Raw genomic sequence first — 15,319 nt, 5'->3', positions numbered from 1 at the left:
GCACGATGACGGTCACGATCACTCCGCTGACGGAGCGCGAGTTCTTCGACTGGTACGGCGTGTTCGCCGAGTACGCGACGAACGCCGGGGTCGACGCCACCGACGAGCAGGTGATGCGCGTGTGGACCGCGCTGCAGAAGCCGGGCGCCTACGCGGCCGTCGCGCACGACGAGTCCGGCTCGGTCGTCGGCTTCGTGCACGCGGTGCCGTTCGAGCGCCTCCTGCAGGGTGACGGCGGTCTCCAGCTGGAGGACCTGTTCGTCGCGCCCGCGCACCGCGGTCAGGGCGTCGCGACGGCGCTCCTCGAGCACGTGCGGGGTGCCGCGGAGAGCCGCGGACACGAGTTCCTGCGCTGGGCGGCTCACGACGACGACGCCGCGGTGCGGGCGCTCAAGGAGAAGTTCGCCGACGCGGCCGGCGGCTGGGTCCTGCAGTCGGTGCCGGTGGCCTGAGATGCAGCTCGGCACGCGGTGGGCCGTCGGCGCCTCCGCACCGGATCGCATCCCGGAGCCGATCCGAGCGGCGATCCGCACGGTGGAGGCGGAGCTGGAGGACGCGGACCAGTCGACCGCGGGCTGGGGCTGGACCCTCACCTACCTCGAGGGGAAGCCGATCGTCGACCTCGACGACGGCACGCGCATCCGCCTGGTGGACGACGAGGTCGCGCTCGTGACCTCCGTCGAGCTGGACGACGCGGCCGCCGAGGACTGATCCTCCCGGCCCCCGGTTCGGTCCGGGGTGGTCTCGAGGCTCGCTGCGCTGGCACCTCGACCACCGGGATGGGCCTGCCTCCGGTGGTCGAGGCGCGGCGAAGCCGCCACGAGACCACCCCGCACCTCGGGACGGGTGGACGACGAAGGGGGCCGACGCGTGCTGTGTCGGCGCCCTTCGCGCGGGTGCGGTCGTGCTATCACCAGGTCGGACCGGCCGAGGCGCGGTGCTCGAACGTGCTGTGGTCGGCCGCCTCGACGCTGGCCCGGGCGCGAGCGGTCCGCGCCTGCTCGGCGCGGGCCGCCTGCTCGCTCCGGCGCACACGGTGCCGCTCGGTCCGCAGGATCAGGCGCGTGCCGACGGCCAGTGCCCTCCTGTCGGCCGCCGTCAGCGGCGGCAGCTCCTGCGCCGGCTGCTCGGCCGGTCGCGTGGGTGTGATCGTGGTCATCTTCTCCTCCTCTCGAGTGCTCGTGATCACCAGGTCGGTCCGGACCGGTGACGGGATGCGAATGTCGTGTCGCGGGAGCGAGCCGCGAGCTCGTCGGCGCGGCCGAGCCGCGCCTGCTCGGCGCGAGCGAGCCGCTCCGCGTGGTGCTGAGCCCGCAGGATCAGCGCGACACCGAGCCGGAGCGCGAGCCGGTCGGCGGTGCTGAGCTCGGGCAGCTCGCCCCAGCTCAGCGCGGTGTCCAGTGCGCTGTCGCGCGCACGGGTGCCGGTGGTGGACATGGGGTTTCTCTTCTGAACGCGGGCGTGCGAGCACGCCGGTGGTCCGCCGGAGCGGCGGACGGGACGCCCGGGACGGGCGGGAGCCGCGCGCACTGAGGTGCGGGCGGTGGGACGCGCTCAGAACGAGCGCGGCGTCGTCGTCATGACGACGGGCGGCGGTGCCGGATGCGGGCTAGGGCTTGCGGCCCCGTGTCGACGCGATGCTCAGCAGGCGAGGAGGCCGACGCGGGCGCGATCCGGCGCGATGGCGATCGTCATCGGGTTCATCGGGCTCACGCTCCTTTCATCGGTCTGCGTCCGGGAACTGTAGCCCGGCTCTTCGTCGACCCACAACCCCTTCGCGGCGCGTCATCAGGATCCTCCGCGATCGACGACCGGGAAGCCGCGGAACTGGAGGTCCACCCGCCGCCGGCCCTCGGGGCTGCGACCTCGGTACTCGTCGAACAGCGCCCACACCCGAGCGCCGAGCTCCTCGAGCTCCTCCGCCGTCAGCGGGAACGTCGCCGAGCCGGTCTGCGTGGTGCGCAGCCACTCGTCGGGCAGGCCCGAGCGGCTCGCCCAGTAGTCCGCGAACCGCTGGTTCTCCGCGTCGATCAGCTCACGCTCGACCAGGTCACCGGCCTCGCGAGCGCCCGGGTCGAGCGCGAAGGTGGCGGCCGAGAGCTCGATCGGGCCGGGCACGCGTTCCCACCACCGATCCCGGGCGTTGCCCCGCTCCTGGTCCTCCTGCACGTAGCCGTGCTTCTCCAGCTGCCGGAGGTGGTAGCTGGTCGACCCGCTCGACTCCCCCAGTCGCGCCGCCAGCGCACTGGCCGTCGCAGGGCCGTAGGTCGTCAGCTCGCTGAAGATGCGGACACGCAGCGGGTGGGCGAGCGCTTTCAGCGCCTCCACCCCGATGCTGCGGGTCTGCTCGGCCATGCCTCGAGGATACACCGCAAAGGCATCTTTGCAAACGCACCTTTGCAAACATTCGGCGCGGATTCGCGCGTGACGTCAGCCGAGGTCCTCCCGGAGGCGCGCGATCGTCGTCGCGCTGCCGGGGTGATCCACCGTGATGAGGGCCTTCCAGAGCGCCCACCCGGCCGCGCGGTCCCATGTGGCCGGGTCGAGACCGACCGCTGCGCGGAACACGGCTGCGGTGCCGGCGTCGAACCGGCACCATGCGATCACGAGGTCGCACGCGGGATCGCCGACGGCGCTCGAGCCGAAGTCGATGACCGCCGACAGCCGGCCGTCGGCGACCAGCAGGTTCCCGTCAGCGATGTCTCCGTGCACCCAGACCGGTGGCTCCTCCCACCGCGATGCGAGCGCGCGCTCGAGGACCGCGCCGCTCCAACGGGCGAGCGCCGGGTCGTCGAGCCGCGCGATCGCGTCCCTCGTCTCCTGCTCGTAGACGTGGAGGTCGCCGCCGCGGAAGAAGCTGTGCGGTCCTGCGACGGGACCGCCGCTCGCGTCCGCGGCGCGGAGCGCACGGAGGAACGCGGCGAGGTCCTGCGCGAACAGCACCTCGTCCCGCACCTGCGCCTCGGCGGCGGAGCGCCCGTCGAGCCACCGATTCACCGACCAGGGCCACGGGTAGCCCGCCGCAGGGCGTCCCGCTGCGACGGGAGCCGGGATCGGGAGGGGCAGCTGCGGCGCGAGCGACGGCAGCCAGCGCTGCTCCTTCTCGACCGCGGGGACGTATCCCTCCGCGCTCGGTAGCCGGACGGCGAGGTCGTCGCCGAGCCGGAACGTGCGGTTGTCCCATCCGCCGGGCAGCACCTGCCGGATCGGGAGGTGCGACCACGCGGGGAAGCACTCGGCGACGAGCGCCCGCGCGAGGTCCTCATCGATCAGCATCGGGGTGGTCTCGAGGCTCGCTGCGCTCGCACCTCGACCAACGGAGAGGCGAGGAGCGGAGGAGCGAGGACGGGTTACGCGGACTTCTCCTGCGGGCGGATCCGCGTACGCGGCACGATGGTCGGAGCCGCGTTCTTCTCCACCGCGTCTCGCGTGATGACGACGCGCGCGACCTCGTTCGACGACGGCACCTCGAACATCACCGGTCCGAGGACCTCCTCGAGGATCGCTCGGAGCCCGCGGGCGCCCGTCTGCCGCAGCACGGCGAGGTCCGCGATCGCCTCGAGCGCGCCGTGGTCGAACTCCAGGTCGACGCCGTCGAGCTCGAACATCCGCTGGTACTGCTTCACCAGGGCGTTCTTCGGTTCCGTCAGGATCTCCATCAGGGCCCCGCGGTCGAGCGGCAGCACCGTCGTCACGACGGGCAGGCGCCCGATGAACTCGGGGATCAGGCCGAATTTGTGCAGGTCCTCCGGCAGCACGTCGGCGAACAGGGTCTTCTCGTCGACCTTCGAGTGCAGCTGCGCCCCGAAGCCGATGCCCTTCTTGCCCACCCGCTGACCGATGATCTGCTCGAGCCCCGCGAACGCACCGGCCACGATGAACAGCACGTTCGTCGTGTCGATCTGGATGAACTCCTGATGCGGGTGCTTGCGGCCGCCCTGCGGAGGCACCGAGGCGGTCGTGCCCTCGAGGATCTTCAGCAGGGCCTGCTGCACACCCTCCCCGGAGACGTCGCGGGTGATGGAGGGGTTCTCCGCCTTCCGCGCGATCTTGTCGACCTCGTCGATGTAGACGATCCCCGTCTCGGCGCGCTTGACGTCGTAGTCGGCGGCCTGGATGAGCTTGAGCAGGATGTTCTCGACGTCCTCACCGACGTAGCCGGCCTCCGTCAGCGCGGTCGCGTCGGCGACGGCGAACGGCACGTTGAGGCGCTTCGCGAGCGTCTGGGCGAGGTAGGTCTTGCCGCAGCCGGTCGGCCCGATGAGCAGGATGTTCGACTTCGCGATCTCGATGTCGTCCTTGATCGAGTCCGCGGAGGCGAGCGCGCCCTTGGCCCGCACGCGCTTGTAGTGGTTGTAGACGGCGACGGAGAGCGCGCGCTTGGCCGCCTCCTGGCCGATGACGTACTCCTCGAGGAAGGAGAAGATCTCCTTCGGCTTGGGGAGATCAAACTCCCCCGGGCTGTCCTCGGCCGCCTCGGCCAGGCGCTCCTCGATGATCTCGTTGCAGAGCTCGACGCACTCGTCGCAGATGTAGACGCCGGGACCGGCGATGAGCTGCTGGACCTGCTTCTGGCTCTTGCCGCAGAACGAGCATTTCAGCAGGTCGGCACTTTCGCCCATACGAGCCATGGAGCGGTTCTCCCCCGGGAGTCGATCGATTGGCGTCGAGCCTAACCCGCGCGCCGACACCGGGCGGCGGTGTGTCGCACGGGGTGTCGCATCCCCCGTTCGCGGAGCGCGGACACGACGGCGGCGCGGGAGAACGATGCGACCGGGGTGCCGTGCTGGGCCCCAGGACGAGGAACGCCCCGGATGCCGCGTCTCGGCAGGACGATGCGTCCCGCCGAGACGGAGCATCCGGGGCGTGATCCGGATGGGCCCGCGGCTCAGGCCGGGGTGAGCGCCGGGGTCGCCGGAACCTGCTTGCGGCTCGAGAGCACCTGGTCGATCAGGCCGTACTCGAGGGCGTCCTGACCGTTCAGGATCTTGTCGCGCTCGATGTCGCGGTTCACCTGCTCGATGGTGCGCTTCGAGTGCTTGGCCAGCGTCTCCTCGAGCCAGGTGCGCATGCGCAGCACCTCAGCCGCCTGGATCTCGATGTCGCTCGCCTGCCCGCCGGAGCCGCCGGAGGTGGCGGGCTGGTGGATGAGGATGCGCGCGTTCGGCAGAGCCAGGCGCATGCCGGGCGTCCCCGCGGCCGCGATCACGGCGGCGGCGGACGCGGCCTGCCCGAGCACGACCGTGGAGATCGGCGGCCGGATGTACTGCATCGTGTCGTAGATCGCCGTCATGGCGGTGAACGAGCCGCCGGGCGAGTTGATGTACATGCGGATCGTCTGCTCGGGGTCCTGGCTCTCGAGCACGAGCAGCTGGGCCATGATGTCGTCCGCCGAGGCGTCGTCGACCTGCACGCCGAGGAAGACCACGCGGTCCTCGAACAGCTTCGCGTAGGGGTCCTGGCGCTTGTACCCGTAGGCCGTGCGCTCCTCGAAGCTCGGCAGGATGTACCGGCTCGAGGGCATCTGCAGGTCGCCGCCGGACCGGGGCGTGTTCATCCAGTTCATTCCTTCGTCTCCTTCGGGTCTCAGACCGTGGCCGAGGTCTTCGCGCCGGTGCCGGCGCCGCCGGTGACGTCGGCTGCGGAGGCGCGGATGTGGTCGACGAACCCGTACTCGAGCGCCTCCTCCGCGTTGAACCAGCGGTCGCGGTCGCCGTCGGCGTTCACCTGGTCGACGGTCTTGCCCGTCGCGTCGGCGGTGATCTGCGCCAGACGGTTCTTCATGTCGATGATGAGCTGCGCCTGCGTCTGGATGTCGGACGAGGTGCCGCCGAACCCGCCGTGCGGCTGGTGGAGGAGCACGCGGGCGTTCGGCGTGATGTACCGCTTGCCCTTCGTGCCCGCCGTGAGCAGCAGCTGCCCCATGGACGCGGCCATGCCGATCCCGACGGTGACGACGTCGTTCGGGATGAACTGCATCGTGTCGTAGATCGCCATGCCGGCCGTGATCGAGCCACCGGGCGAGTTGATGTACAGGTAGATGTCCTTCTCGCTGTCCTCCGCGGCGAGCAGGAGGAGCTTGGCGGCGATCTCGTTCGCGTTCTCGTCGCGAACCTCGCTGCCGAGCCAGATGATCCGATCGCGCAGCAGGCGGTCGAAGACGCTGGGCGTCGGGCTGAAGTCGGCCATGGGGAGCACTTCCGTTCGTGTGGTCGTAACACGCCTCGACCCGCGATTCGAAGCGTGGCCACAACGCTACTGAGCGGGCCTGACCCGGGTGGCCCTGTTCGCCGTCGGCGTTCGGGCAGGGCTGCTGCTGCTCTCATCGCCCGGAGACACGTGTTGCCGCCCCCGGTGCCCCACGCGAGCGCGGGTCACCGGAAGCGGCAACAGAGGTGTGGCGAAGGGCTCAGGCCTCCGGCGTCGGCTCCGCCTTCTTGCGGGAGGCGCGCTTCTTCGGCGCCGGGGCGGGCTCCTCGGCCGCGGGGGCCTCATCCGCGAGCTGCTCGGCCTCCGCGACGACCTCCGCGTCCGCCTGCTCGAGCGTCTCGACCGGCTCCCCGGTCTCCTCGTCGGCGACGTTCGCGATGGACTCGGCCGGCACGAAGTCGCTCAGGTCGACCGGTGCGCCGTTCGTGTCGACGACCTCCACCTTGCCGAGCAGCACGCCGATGGCCTTGCTGCGCGCGACCTCGGAGAACACGGACTGCAGCTGGTTGTTCTGCTGCAGCACCTCGATGAACTCCTGCGGCTGCACGCCGTACTGCTGCGCGGACTGGATGACGTACTGCGCGAACTCGTCCTGCGAGACGCCGATCTGCTCCTGCTCGGCGACCTTGTCGAAGAGCAGCTGCGAGCGGAACGCCTTCTCGCTCGCCTCCGTCACCTCGGCGCGGTGTGTCTCGTCCTCCAGGCGCCCTTCGCTCTCGAGGTGGCGGTGCACCTCGTCCTCGATGAGGGAGGCGGGCACCGGCACGTCGACCTGCGCGAGCAGGGCGTCCGCGACCTTGTCGCGCGCCTGGGAGACCTGCTCGAAACGCTTCTGCTGCTCCACCTGCCGCGTCACGTCGGCGCGCAGCTCATCGAGGGTGTCGAACTCGCTCGCCATCTGGGCGAAGTCGTCGTCGAGGTCGGGCAGCTCGCGCTCCTTGACCGCCAGGACGGTGACGGCGATCTGCGCCTCCTCGCCCTCGTGGTCGCCACCGAGCAGGGTGGAGGAGAACGTCGTGGACTCCCCGGCGGTGAGGGACTCCAGCGCCTCGTCGATGCCCTCGATCAGCTCGCCGGAGCCGATCTCGTAGGAGATCGCGTTCGCCGAGTCCACCTGCTGGTCGCCGATGGTCGCGACGAGGTCGATCTGCACGAAGTCGCCGGTCTTCGCGGGACGCTCGACCGTGCTGAGCGTGCCGAACCGGCTGCGGAGCTCGTCGACCTGCTGCGCGACGTCCGCGTCGGTGACCTCGATGGCGTCGACGATGACCGTCAGCTTGCCGAGCTCGGGCAGCTCGATCTCCGGTCGGACATCGACCTCGACCGTCAGCTCGAGGTCCCCGGAGAAGTCCTTCGCGTCCGGCCACGCGGTGATGTCGGCCTCCGGGCGCCCGAGCGGCTGGATGTCGTTCGCGGCGACCGCTTCGCGGAAGAAGCCGTCGAGGCCCTCGTTGACCGCGTGCTCGAGCACCGCGGTGCGTCCCACGCGCTGGTCGATGATGGGCGGCGGCACCTTGCCCTTGCGGAAGCCGGGGATCTGCACGTCCTCGGCGATGTGGCTGTAGGCGTGGGCGATGCTCGGCTTGAGCTCGTCCGGCGCGACGGAGATGGCGAGCTTGACCCGCGTCGGGCTCAGCTTCTCGACGGTCGTGGTGACCATGGTCGTGTTCCTCGATCCTTGAATTGCGAAGTCCGTGCGGCGCTTCCGATTCGCGCACCGCCGTCGGTCGGGGCGACAGGATTCGAACCTGCGGCCTCCCGCTCCCAAAGCGGGTGCTCTACCAAGCTGAGCTACGCCCCGCGGAGGCGACCGGTGAAGGAGCGCCGCGGTGGAGCCGGAAACGCCCGGCGGGAAGTCTAGCGAGTCCCGGACAGCGGTGGAGGGGCCGCCCCCTCCAGGGCGACCCCTCCAGCGCTCGACAGGTCAGTCGGTCGCGAGGTGCGCGGCGAGGAACCAGCGGTCCTCCACCAGCCCGCGCTCGATCTCGATGGCGACGTCCTGGCTGTTCAGGTCGATGTCGTCGAGCCCCTCGACCGCGCGGCGGACCACCGCGATCGCGGCGTCGAGCTGGGCGACGACCTGCTGGATCATCGGCCCGTAGTTCTGGAACCCGTCCTTCATCTGCGGGAGCGGGTTCTTGGCGGCGAGGGTCTGCAACCGCGCGTCGATCGGGAGCCCGAGGGCGACCGTCCGCTCGGCGGCCAGGTCGGCGTAGGCCCTGGCGTGGTCGACCAGCTTGTCGAGCAGCTCGTGCACCGCGATGAAGTTCTCGCCGCGCACGTGCCAGTGCGCCTGCTTGCCGTCGATGGCGAGCGCCTGCATGGCGAGCACCACCGGGGCGAGGAACTGCTGGGTGCCGTTGATGTCGTCGGCACTGGCCTGCGTCTGGTCGAGGGTCGGCTCGGCCTTGGCCTCGACATTGGTGGGGGTTTCGAGGTTGGTCACGTTCCTGGTGTCCTTCCGGTTCGTCGCGGTCGATGATGACGAGACCGACTGAACACGCGGTGGACGTGCGCTGTGGAGCCGTCAGGCCGCGTCGGCGTCGGCCGGCCCCTCCGGCTTGCTGCGCTTGGCGTACTCCGTGGCCGCGAACGAGCCGGCCACGCCGGCACCGAGCGCGAAGAGCGCGCCGCCGATCCCCCACCGCGAGCGGCGGAAGAGCGCGTCCACGGACAGCACGCCGGGGCCGTCGGAGGCGACGGCAGCCGCCGCGGCCGCGAGCACCGCGTTGAACTCCCACCCGCCCTTGCTGTTCCAGGGCCCGTTCCGGAGGTGGACCTTGCGGACCGCCGTGGTCATCGTGGCGATGAGCGCCGCGGCAGCGACCGGCGTCGCTGCGCCGAGCGCGAGCGCCGCGCCGCCGAACGTCTCGGCCGACGCCGCAGCGAGGGCGTGCTGGCGCGGCGGGTGCATGTCGAGGGAGCGCATCATGCCCTCGGCGCCTTCGAGTCCGGGCCCGTCGAACGCGCCCGTGAGCTTCTGCAGGCCGTGGCCCATGAAGAGGCCGCCGACCGTGAGGCGGAGGAGCAGGGTTCCGATTGCCATGGAGTTCCTCTCGTCGAGTCGGGGCGACTCTAGATGCGAGCTCCTGAGCCCTCCCTGGCGCGCGCTCCGGCCGGTACCGGCCGGCCGTGCGAACGCCGGGTGAACGTCGACCGACGGATGGACGCGCGCCGGTGCCGTGCCCCGCTGCCCTGGCTACGGTCGCACCGTGACGTCCGAGCGGCCCGCTCCTCTCGATGAGGACTCCGACGACGACCTCGACGAGGACGACTTCGACGAGCTCGAGCTGCCCGCGCCGCACCCGGCCTTCCTCCGTGCGTTCCCGGATCAGCTGTACGAGGACCAGTCGGACGAGCTCACGCCGTTCGGCTCGGACGAGGGCTGGGACGCCGTCGCGGAGCTCGTCGAGGACTTCCTGCCGCTCGACGAGGACGCCACGCTGCGTGACCTCGCCGACGACGTGCTCGAGCTGGAGGACGAGGAGTTCGACGCGACCGACCTCCAGCGGACCCGCGACACGGACCCCGCGCTCATCGGGATCGGGTTCGCGATCCTCCGGCTCACGTGCCGGATCGACGAGGAGGGCCTGGACCGGCTCATCGCCGCGGTCGACCGGCAGCGCCGGCGCTACGGCCACGGCAACGCGACCCTCAGCCGCATCGCCGCCGACCTGTCGAGCTTCGCGGGCCGCTGACGCTCGGCTCAGTAGCCGCCGTCGCCCGGACCTTGGAGCTCGGCCTCGAACCGAGTCCGCTCCGCCCTCGCCCATCGCACGTACGCCGTCACGGCGATGAACGCCTCCGCGATCAGGAGCAGCACCGCGAAGATCCGCCCGTCCTCGGTGAGCGACAGGAGGAGCAGGGCCACCGAAGCGATCGCGGACACCGCCAGCGCGCGCCAGAGCCAGACGCTGTGTCCCCACCGTCGTTCGGCCGCCACGATGAGGACCGTATGCAGTCCCGTTCCGGGCATCCTGAACGTCCGGCCTCGATCGACTTCACGGCGCTGCGCGCGCCGCCCCTTGGAACCATGGGCAGGCGGGCGTCCCGGCCGCGAGAGCCACGTATGCTCCTCCGGCCGCTCGGCATCGTCGAGTGGCCGACGCACACCGTGCGAATGCAATCTGGTGTCCGGACCGGGCACAAGGCAGTGCCTGGTCCGGACGCCAGTCCACAGGTCTTCTCAGGCTTCCGGTCGTAGCGTTCGCGCACGCGCGGGATACGCACAGGACGGCCCGCATGAGTGCCGAGCACGCTGCAGCTCGGTCGACCCGCGTCTCGCCCCACTTGCGGCTCAGCAGAGCGAGGCGCGGGCCACTCCCCCTGCGGGCCCCGAGATCCTGCGGCGCAGGCCCTGGAGCAGCATCGAGGTCTCAGCCGATCAACTCGGCACGTCCCGCAACCAGACGGCCACACCGCCGTGGTGCGAGCAGGTGCCTCGCCGGTGTGCGGAGAAGGAGTAGGAGCCGTCGCGGCATCGCGCGGTCGCGCCGGCCGGCGAGCCCGGCTTCGACCCGCTCGGCGGACTCGCGTGGTGCGACGAGGACGACGAACCGCCGCTCGTCGACCTCGGCTTCGTCGCCGCCGGGGGCCTGGGCGCCGTGGTGTGCACGGGAACAGTCGGCGTGAGCCGTGCCGTCACGGAGGTCGGGATCGTGACACTCGGGCAGGTCGTGAGCACGCGCTGCATGGCGTCGTGCTCGGCCGGCGTCACCCAGAGGTGATAGGCGGCCTTCACCCCGATCTGGTGCGCGACGTACTCGCAGCGGAACGACCTGTTCGACGGCAGCCACGTCGCGGTGTCACCGTCGCCCTTCGCTTCGTTCGTCGGGCCGTCCACCGCGAAGAGGTTGATGGGGTCGTTCCCGAGATCGGCGCGCTGCTGGAGCGACAGCTTCTGCGCGCCGGTCTGCCAGGCATCAGCGAGCGCGACGACGTGATCGATCTGCACCGCGGTGGAGGTGGTGTTGCCGCGCACGAAGTGGATGACCTTGCCGGTGTACGGGTCGTGCAGCGTGCCGGTCAGCACACGGCAACCGCTGCCCGTGGTCGAGGTCAGGTCGCGGCGGAGGATGTCGTTGCGGGTGTCGCAGCCGTTCCGATCGACATCGAGCCAGGCGGGGCCGAAGTCCGCGACTCGGTCGTAGCCCGTCAACGGCGACTTGCCCTTGATGGTCAGCGTGGCGAGCACGGCGAGGGCCGAGCTCGTCGGTGCCGCGGAGGTCGTGACCGTCGCGGTCGGCGTCTCCGGCGTACTCGAAGCCGTACTCAGCGCCGCGGCCGAAGCCCGCCCAGCCGTCGCTGCCGGAGTCCGCCCGGCCGAAGGATCGGCGGATCCCGCGACGATCACGACGGCGCTCGTGGGATGCATCGCGCCGTACGCGCCTGCACTGCCCAGCACCACCGACGCAGCGGTGAGCAGCACCCCGAGTCCGACGGAACGCGAACGGATCCGGAACGTCCGGCTCCGCCCACGGATCAGCGCCCACGCCGCGACGACGAGCGCCGCGAGCCCCACGACGATGCCGACGCCCGCGACCCCTTCGGGCAGCGCGACGAGGACCAGGAGCCCCACGACGACGGTCGCCACGATCTCGCGAGCACCCACGCTGGTTCGGAACCGCCCTGGGCTTCTCGGAGAGACGCTGCCGTGCGCTGGCGGCGGCGCCTCCGGCGACTGGTCGGTAGCCGCCCGGGGACGCGTGTCGTCGGTCCAGTCACGCCCGGACCACCATCGCTCGAGGCCCTGCTCGCGCGGATCCGGGTACCAGCCCGGCCTCGGGATCTCCGGTTCGGACATCGGCTCCCCCATCGGTCGGTCCGTCTGCACCGTACGTGGACGGATGCCCCGGATCACGGAGGCGGGACCGCACACCTCCGGCAGCGCGGCGCTCTGCGTAGTGCCGAGCGACTACCGGTCGGCGGAGGCCTCTTCCTCGTCGACGACCAGGACCTCCGTCTTGGCGGCCTGCACCTGTCCGACGAGCCACGACGCGAACAGCGCCGTGACCGAACCCAGCAACGCGACGCCGCATCCCATGAGCGCGACGGCCACGAGCCGACCGGCGAGCGTCACGGGGTAGAAGTCCCCGTAACCGACGGTGGTGATGGTGGCGAACGCCCACCACCACGCGTCCCCGATGTTGTGGATGTTCGAGCCGGGCGCGTTCTGCTCGGCATCCAGCACCGCGATTCCCGCGACTGCGACGAGCAGCGTCGTCGCGGCGACGACATAGACGCCGACCCGTCCGCGAACGGCACGCACCGTGTTCCGTTGCAGCAACGCGACGACGGAGAGCAGCCGAAGGAGCCGGAGGGGACGCAGCATCGGAAGGGCGACGATCGCCAGTTCCCACGAGTGGGTGAGGAACCAGCGGCGACGCGGGCGCGCGAGCACCAGGTTCACGACGTAGTCCGCGACGAACAGGACCCAGATGCCGTTCATCACCGAGTCGGGCACCGCGGATTCGCGACCGGGCAGGTCGGCGATCACCTCGAACGCGTAGACGAGCAGGAAGATGAGCGAGAGCGCGAGAAGCGGCCATTCCGTGAGTGCGCGCCACCGCTGCTGAGTCACACGTCGAGCGAATCACCCGCCCGCGTGGGGCCGCGATCCCCAGTAGGCGGCGCAGCTCCTGCCGAACGCCTCGTCCTGACCCTGTGCCACGACTGCCCCGACCAGGGAGCAGCCCTCCTGGACCGGATGACGGGAATCGAACCCGTGTGATCAGGTTTGGAAGACTGAGATAACTGCCCACCGAGGTGCTCCTGACCAGGGAAAACATGATATGAGACGGCCTCGTCCGCCCGGTTGAAGGGTACGCCGTAGTCGCCGATCGATTACGCGGACGGTTACGGACCGCTCAGTCCCGCATCGGAACGCCTCGGCGGCAGACGACCTCCCGCCCTGTCGCAAGCCGCACCCACGGTCGCATCTGCGAGTAGGGCACATCGCGCTGGAGGTGCTGAGCCTTCACGTGGTCCGCGGGTATGTAGAACTTGGCATCAGAGCCACCTTCGAGTCGGTGCGGCAGCGGCTTCGACTCCGGCAGCGGATTGATCATCACGATGTTGGCGCCGCCTCCGGCCGTGATGCCCCATCCCGTGATGGTCACCGCGCCGGATCCGTTGTTGACGGCGGTCACCTCGATCCAGTGATCACCGAGGACGCCTCCCACCTGGGGCCATGCGTTGCTCACACGGACGGCCACGTCATGCGCCGAGCGGCGCCATGTCCGCACCTGCCATCCGAGGGAGCCGAGACCGGCCGTGGCTCCGACCCATGCGGCGATGTCGCTTGCTAAGCCCATGGGCGAACCATTCCCGGCTGCACCGACAGGGCAGCACGACACGGCAGGTACGGAGCACCCCGCTGCGTGCACGACCGACCAAGGGGCGCCGGGGGCGCCGGGGCCTCCACCTGTTGGACGACCGCGCGCCGCGCGATCCCCGTTCCGATAGCGGCGCCTACCTTCGCTCAGTGACCAAGCGAAGGCGAAGGCGAACGGGGCCCTGGTACGACCCGAGGTTCGACATCGATGCCGTCTTTGCGGCCGCACAAGCGATGACCGACGCGGGGCGTGAGCCCCGACGCCATCACGTGGTCCCGCGCTTCTACCTCGACAGATGGGCAGAGAGCGGTCGGGTGAAGGTCGTTGATACGAACGGGAGCCGTGCGCCTTTCGTCACCTCGACCGCAAACGCAGGAGTAGAAACCGACTTCTACCGGATCGACCCGCGACGCTTCGCCGACGGGGTGTCGCCCGTGGTGTGGGAGACGTGGCTGTCTGCGATCGAGGGCGCTGCCAAGCCGGTCTTCGCGCGTCTTGACTCCTCTGACGGGCGGATGAGCGTCGAGGACCAAGGGCTACTGCTCGGCTTCTTGGGCATCCAGGCAAGTCGCTCGCGCGCTTCGCGCCGCCGGATGCGGAATCACATGGCCGACGGCTACACCGCACTGATTCGCTCGATGCCGGATGACGAGTTCATCGCCCTGATGAGGAAGGCAGGCTTCGACGGGGACGGGCCAGCAGTTACAGAGCAGCGGGAGCGTTTGCTGAAGCGGTACGCCGACCCCGACCGACCGTTCTTCACGAGGGAAGAGGAACTACGACTGTCGGGGAAGTCGGCGGAATCGATCACGCTCGCGCTCAGCACCCGCAAACTCGCCGTGTACAACACTGCGCGCCGCATCGTTACGAGTGACGAACCCGTGATTGAACTCCAGGAGCACATGGGCGAGTATCCGCCGCGGTCCCGAGGCGCGGGGTACATGGGGGCTCCATTCCTCGCGTTCCCACTGGGCCCTCAATCCGTGCTCCTGCTAATCCGAGGAGACCTCCCGGTGCTGGTGCCCACGGGTTCGACGCTGTCCGTGATCGAGACGCACGACCTGAATCGCGTGATCGCTGGCAACGCAGAGCGCCAGATCTTCTCATCCCCGTCCGATGCTCGGGCCGACAAGCTGTACGTCCCGCCAGGGAAGTGGCAGGGAAACGCCACGGTGGCGCACTCGCGAGACTCCACCGAGAGCCTGATCCACCTTTGGAATCCCAAGCGCTGGCACGGCGACCCGCTTGCGCCTGTCCGCCCGATCGAGCGACTCTGGCCTGAAGTGGTGCCCGACGCGCCGCCCACTGACCCGCGAAACCTCGCGGAGATGGATCGAATCCAGCGTGCGGGCCGCGGTTAAGAGCGGACCGCGACCGATCTCTTCACGATGATCGGCAGGGGCGTGTGGATGATCATCACGCGCTCGGCGTCCTCCGAATTGGCCTTCATCGCGTCTACGCCGGATGGCTTACTCAGCAGAAATCGCGGTGCAGCCATCGCGGTCAGCAGCAGCACGATCAGCGCTCGACCGTGGACGAAGGGCCGAACCATTCCTCGATCCGCCCGCGCACCCACGTCGGTCACGTGGGCCGGTTAGGCGGGTCAGTCTAGAGAGGCCGAGAAAGTCGTAGTCTGATTCGGCCTGGGTTTCGTTCCGACTGAAGAGTCAGGATGGAACCGATGACGACGTACAGCCCGGAGATGCGTGAGCGGGCGCTGCGGATGCTCGCTGAGGCGGGACCGGATCACCCGAACCGGTGGACCGCGATCCGCC

19 protein-coding genes, 1 tRNA gene and 1 pseudogene are annotated in these 15,319 nt (G+C 70.1%); 4 read left to right on the top strand and 17 right to left on the bottom strand.

Annotated elements, in window-relative coordinates; genetic code table 11:
• The first annotated feature begins 5 nt into the window (after positions 1 to 5).
• Positions 6 to 452, top strand: coding sequence for an N-acetyltransferase family protein (locus ACTHLI_RS08230; RefSeq protein WP_440182674.1), 447 nt, complete (start codon positions 6 to 8; stop codon positions 450 to 452).
• A gap of 1 nt (position 453) precedes the next feature.
• Positions 454 to 711 (top strand): hypothetical protein, encoded by a 258-nt coding sequence (locus tag ACTHLI_RS08225; RefSeq protein WP_440182673.1) that lies wholly within the window; start codon positions 454 to 456, stop codon positions 709 to 711.
• 199 nt (positions 712 to 910) lie between these two features.
• Here ACTHLI_RS08225 and ACTHLI_RS08220 read toward each other — a convergent pair whose 3' ends face one another.
• The 11 genes from ACTHLI_RS08220 to ACTHLI_RS08170 form a co-directional block, all read right to left on the bottom strand.
• Complete coding sequence (locus ACTHLI_RS08220; protein WP_440182672.1) at positions 911 to 1,159, bottom strand: hypothetical protein; 249 nt, start codon at positions 1,157 to 1,159, stop codon at positions 911 to 913.
• A gap of 26 nt (positions 1,160 to 1,185) precedes the next feature.
• A complete protein-coding gene (locus tag ACTHLI_RS08215) occupies positions 1,186 to 1,437 on the bottom strand; it encodes a hypothetical protein (RefSeq protein ID WP_440182671.1) in 252 nt (83 codons plus the stop codon).
• Between the two features lie 351 nt (positions 1,438 to 1,788).
• Positions 1,789 to 2,355, bottom strand: coding sequence for a winged helix-turn-helix domain-containing protein (locus ACTHLI_RS08210; protein ID WP_440182670.1), 567 nt, complete (start codon positions 2,353 to 2,355; stop codon positions 1,789 to 1,791).
• Positions 2,356 to 2,430: 75 nt separating this feature from the next.
• Positions 2,431 to 3,276, bottom strand: coding sequence for an aminoglycoside phosphotransferase family protein (locus ACTHLI_RS08205; RefSeq protein ID WP_440182669.1), 846 nt, complete (start codon positions 3,274 to 3,276; stop codon positions 2,431 to 2,433).
• Positions 3,277 to 3,350: 74 nt separating this feature from the next.
• Positions 3,351 to 4,631, bottom strand: coding sequence for an ATP-dependent Clp protease ATP-binding subunit ClpX (gene clpX / locus ACTHLI_RS08200; RefSeq protein WP_440182668.1), 1,281 nt, complete (start codon positions 4,629 to 4,631; stop codon positions 3,351 to 3,353).
• A gap of 257 nt (positions 4,632 to 4,888) precedes the next feature.
• Entirely contained in the window at positions 4,889 to 5,557 is a 669-nt protein-coding gene (locus ACTHLI_RS08195) for an ATP-dependent Clp protease proteolytic subunit (protein ID WP_440182667.1), read from the bottom strand.
• A 29-nt stretch (positions 5,558 to 5,586) separates the two neighbouring features.
• On the bottom strand, positions 5,587 to 6,189 hold the full coding sequence (locus ACTHLI_RS08190) for an ATP-dependent Clp protease proteolytic subunit (protein ID WP_440182666.1): 603 nt from the start codon (positions 6,187 to 6,189) through the stop codon (positions 5,587 to 5,589).
• Between the two features lie 220 nt (positions 6,190 to 6,409).
• Positions 6,410 to 7,870, bottom strand: a complete 1,461-nt coding sequence (gene tig / locus ACTHLI_RS08185) for a trigger factor (RefSeq protein WP_440182665.1) — start codon at positions 7,868 to 7,870, stop codon at positions 6,410 to 6,412.
• A gap of 67 nt (positions 7,871 to 7,937) precedes the next feature.
• A tRNA-Pro gene (locus ACTHLI_RS08180) sits at positions 7,938 to 8,011 on the bottom strand.
• A 123-nt stretch (positions 8,012 to 8,134) separates the two neighbouring features.
• Positions 8,135 to 8,575: a Dps family protein gene (locus ACTHLI_RS08175; protein ID WP_440182706.1), complete on the bottom strand. Its 441-nt coding sequence runs from the start codon at positions 8,573 to 8,575 to the stop codon at positions 8,135 to 8,137.
• 162 nt (positions 8,576 to 8,737) lie between these two features.
• Positions 8,738 to 9,256 (bottom strand): DoxX family protein, encoded by a 519-nt coding sequence (locus ACTHLI_RS08170; protein WP_440182664.1) that lies wholly within the window; start codon positions 9,254 to 9,256, stop codon positions 8,738 to 8,740.
• Between the two features lie 166 nt (positions 9,257 to 9,422).
• On the opposite strand from ACTHLI_RS08170, the gene ACTHLI_RS08165 reads away from it, so the two are divergent.
• Entirely contained in the window at positions 9,423 to 9,908 is a 486-nt protein-coding gene (locus ACTHLI_RS08165; protein WP_440182663.1) for a hypothetical protein, read from the top strand.
• Positions 9,909 to 9,916: 8 nt separating this feature from the next.
• On the opposite strand, the gene ACTHLI_RS08160 is transcribed toward ACTHLI_RS08165, so the two are convergent.
• The 5 genes and pseudogenes from ACTHLI_RS08160 to ACTHLI_RS08140 form a co-directional block, all read right to left on the bottom strand.
• Positions 9,917 to 10,321: a DUF6703 family protein gene (locus ACTHLI_RS08160; protein ID WP_440182662.1), complete on the bottom strand. Its 405-nt coding sequence runs from the start codon at positions 10,319 to 10,321 to the stop codon at positions 9,917 to 9,919.
• A 273-nt stretch (positions 10,322 to 10,594) separates the two neighbouring features.
• Positions 10,595 to 11,821, bottom strand: a complete 1,227-nt coding sequence (locus ACTHLI_RS08155) for a GmrSD restriction endonuclease domain-containing protein (protein WP_440182705.1) — start codon at positions 11,819 to 11,821, stop codon at positions 10,595 to 10,597.
• Positions 11,822 to 11,908: 87 nt separating this feature from the next.
• Positions 11,909 to 12,013: pseudogene (locus ACTHLI_RS08150) on the bottom strand (DUF2510 domain-containing protein); the annotation flags it as partial.
• Positions 12,014 to 12,124: 111 nt separating this feature from the next.
• Positions 12,125 to 12,790 carry a potassium channel family protein gene (locus ACTHLI_RS08145; RefSeq protein ID WP_440182661.1) on the bottom strand — a complete coding sequence of 222 codons (666 nt, stop codon included), beginning with the start codon at positions 12,788 to 12,790 and terminating at the stop codon, positions 12,125 to 12,127.
• Positions 12,791 to 13,076: 286 nt separating this feature from the next.
• Positions 13,077 to 13,358 carry a hypothetical protein gene (locus tag ACTHLI_RS08140; RefSeq protein ID WP_440182660.1) on the bottom strand — a complete coding sequence of 94 codons (282 nt, stop codon included), beginning with the start codon at positions 13,356 to 13,358 and terminating at the stop codon, positions 13,077 to 13,079.
• A 335-nt stretch (positions 13,359 to 13,693) separates the two neighbouring features.
• Between ACTHLI_RS08140 and ACTHLI_RS08135 the strand changes: the two genes are divergently transcribed.
• Positions 13,694 to 14,905, top strand: a complete 1,212-nt coding sequence (locus ACTHLI_RS08135; RefSeq protein WP_440182659.1) for a DUF4238 domain-containing protein — start codon at positions 13,694 to 13,696, stop codon at positions 14,903 to 14,905.
• On the opposite strand, the gene ACTHLI_RS08130 is transcribed toward ACTHLI_RS08135, so the two are convergent.
• Complete coding sequence (locus ACTHLI_RS08130; RefSeq protein ID WP_440182658.1) at positions 14,902 to 15,129, bottom strand: hypothetical protein; 228 nt, start codon at positions 15,127 to 15,129, stop codon at positions 14,902 to 14,904. The genes ACTHLI_RS08135 and ACTHLI_RS08130 overlap by 4 nt on opposite strands.
• Positions 15,130 to 15,319 lie beyond the last annotated feature (190 nt).

Source organism: Amnibacterium sp. (assembly GCF_051956055.1).
Classification (GTDB): Bacteria; Actinomycetota; Actinomycetes; order Actinomycetales; family Microbacteriaceae; genus Amnibacterium.
Note: the sequence above shows the minus strand (reverse complement) of the source record. Positions and strands in the feature narration are given on the sequence as shown.

Bases quoted from the DNA above. Each gene is read 5' to 3' on its own strand.
- ACTHLI_RS08230 (WP_440182674.1), top strand. From the start codon at position 6: ATGACGGTCACGATCACTCCGCTGACGGAGCGCGAGTTCTTCGACTGG.
- ACTHLI_RS08225 (WP_440182673.1), top strand. From the start codon at position 454: ATGCAGCTCGGCACGCGGTGGGCCGTCGGCGCCTCCGCACCGGATCGC.
- ACTHLI_RS08220 (WP_440182672.1), bottom strand. From the start codon at position 1,159: ATGACCACGATCACACCCACGCGACCGGCCGAGCAGCCGGCGCAGGAG.
- ACTHLI_RS08215 (WP_440182671.1), bottom strand. From the start codon at position 1,437: ATGTCCACCACCGGCACCCGTGCGCGCGACAGCGCACTGGACACCGCG.
- ACTHLI_RS08210 (WP_440182670.1), bottom strand. From the start codon at position 2,355: ATGGCCGAGCAGACCCGCAGCATCGGGGTGGAGGCGCTGAAAGCGCTC.
- ACTHLI_RS08205 (WP_440182669.1), bottom strand. From the start codon at position 3,276: ATGCTGATCGATGAGGACCTCGCGCGGGCGCTCGTCGCCGAGTGCTTC.
- clpX (WP_440182668.1), bottom strand. From the start codon at position 4,631: ATGGCTCGTATGGGCGAAAGTGCCGACCTGCTGAAATGCTCGTTCTGC.
- ACTHLI_RS08195 (WP_440182667.1), bottom strand. From the start codon at position 5,557: ATGAACACGCCCCGGTCCGGCGGCGACCTGCAGATGCCCTCGAGCCGG.
- ACTHLI_RS08190 (WP_440182666.1), bottom strand. From the start codon at position 6,189: ATGGCCGACTTCAGCCCGACGCCCAGCGTCTTCGACCGCCTGCTGCGC.
- tig (WP_440182665.1), bottom strand. From the start codon at position 7,870: ATGGTCACCACGACCGTCGAGAAGCTGAGCCCGACGCGGGTCAAGCTC.
- ACTHLI_RS08170 (WP_440182664.1), bottom strand. From the start codon at position 9,256: ATGGCAATCGGAACCCTGCTCCTCCGCCTCACGGTCGGCGGCCTCTTC.